The 1,625-nt window shown below is 65.6% G+C and carries 1 protein-coding gene; it reads left to right on the forward strand.

Translation table 11 applies throughout. The annotated features are described in order from the left end of the window. Window positions 1–1,625, forward strand: a 1,625-nt coding sequence (locus AB4Z35_RS29850) for a VCBS domain-containing protein (protein WP_442101136.1), incomplete at both ends; no start/stop codon positions are given.

A 1,625-nucleotide genomic window follows, 5' to 3' on the forward strand; every position in this document is an offset into this window, starting at 1 on the left:
GAGGCCGGCGCGGTGCAGGTGCAGGAAGACACCCAGCTCAGCGTCAGCGGCCAGTTCAGCTCGACCGACATCGATCACGACGCCACCGCCACTTGGAGTATTGCCGGGTCCAATACCGGCACCTATGGCTCGATCGCCGTGGACAGCAGCGGCCAGTGGACSTACACCCTGGCCAACGGCACCGATGGCGTTGCCAGTGCGGTGCAGTCACTGAAGGCGGGCGAGAGTCACGATGACGTGTTTACGGTGCAAGTCAGCGATGGCCTCGGCGGTGTCGACACCCAACTGGTGACCATCACCGTCACCGGCAGCAACGATGCGCCGGTGCTCGATTTCGCGACGGGCAATGATGCGGGCTCGGTGCAGGAAGACACCAAGCTCAGCGTCAGCGGCCAGTTCAACTCGGCCGACATCGATCACGACGCCACCGCCACTTGGAGTATTGCCGGGTCCAATACCGGCACCTATGGCTCGATCGCCGTGGACAGCAGCGGCCAGTGGACGTACACCCTGGCCAACGGCACCGATGGTGTCGCCAGTGCGGTGCAGGCGCTGAAGGCGGGCGAGAGTCACAACGAAGTGTTCAGCGTGCCGGTCAGCGATGGCCTGGGTGGCGTGGACACCCAGCTGGTGACCATCACCGTCACCGGCAGCAATGACGCGCCCGTGCTCGATTTCGCGACCGGCAACGAGGCCGGCGCGGTGCAGGAGGACATCCAGCTCAGCGTCAGCGGCCAGTTCAGCTCGGCCGACATCGATCACGACGCCACGGCGAGCTGGAGCATTGCGGGTACGGATACAGGCACCTACGGCTCGATCGCCGTGGACCACACCGGCCAGTGGACCTACACCCTGGCCAACGGCACCGATGGCGTCGCCAGTGCGGTGCAGGCGCTGAAGGCGGGCGAAAGTCACAACGAAGTGTTCAGCGTACAGGTCAGCGATGGCCTCGGTGGCGTCGACACCCAGCTGGTGACCATCACCGTCACCGGCAGCAACGATGCGCCGGTGCTCGATTTCGCGACCGGCAACGAGGCCGGCGCGGTGCAGGAAGACACCCAGCTCAGCGTCAGCGGCCAGTTCAGCTCGGCCGACATCGATCACGACGCCACGGCGACCTGGAGCATTGCGGGTACGGATACAGGCACCTACGGCTCGATCGCGGTGGACAGCARCGGCCAATGGRCGTACACCCTGGCCAACGGCACCGATGGTGTCGCCAGTGCRGTGCAGGCGCTGAAGGCGGGCGARAGTCACAACGAAGTGTTCAGCGTGCAGGTCAGCGATGGCCTCGGCGGCGTCGACACCCAGCTGGTGACCGTCACCGTCACCGGCACCAACGATGCGCCGGTGCTCGGTTTCGCGACGGGCAATGATGCGGGCTCGGTGCAGGAAGACACCAAGCTCAGCGTCAGCGGCCAGTTCAGCTCGGCCGACATCGATCACGATGCCACGGCGACCTGGAGCATCAATGGCTCGCCAACCGGCACCTACGGCTCGATCGCCGTGGACCACACCGGCCAATGGACGTACACCCTGGCCAACGGCACCGATGGTGTCGCCAGTGCGGTGCAGGCGCTGAAGGCGGGCGAGAGTCACAACGAAGTGTTCAGCGTGCAGGTCAG

The sequence above is a fragment of the Pseudomonas sp. KB_15 genome (assembly GCF_052114525.1).
GTDB lineage: Bacteria > Pseudomonadota > Gammaproteobacteria > Pseudomonadales > Pseudomonadaceae > Aquipseudomonas.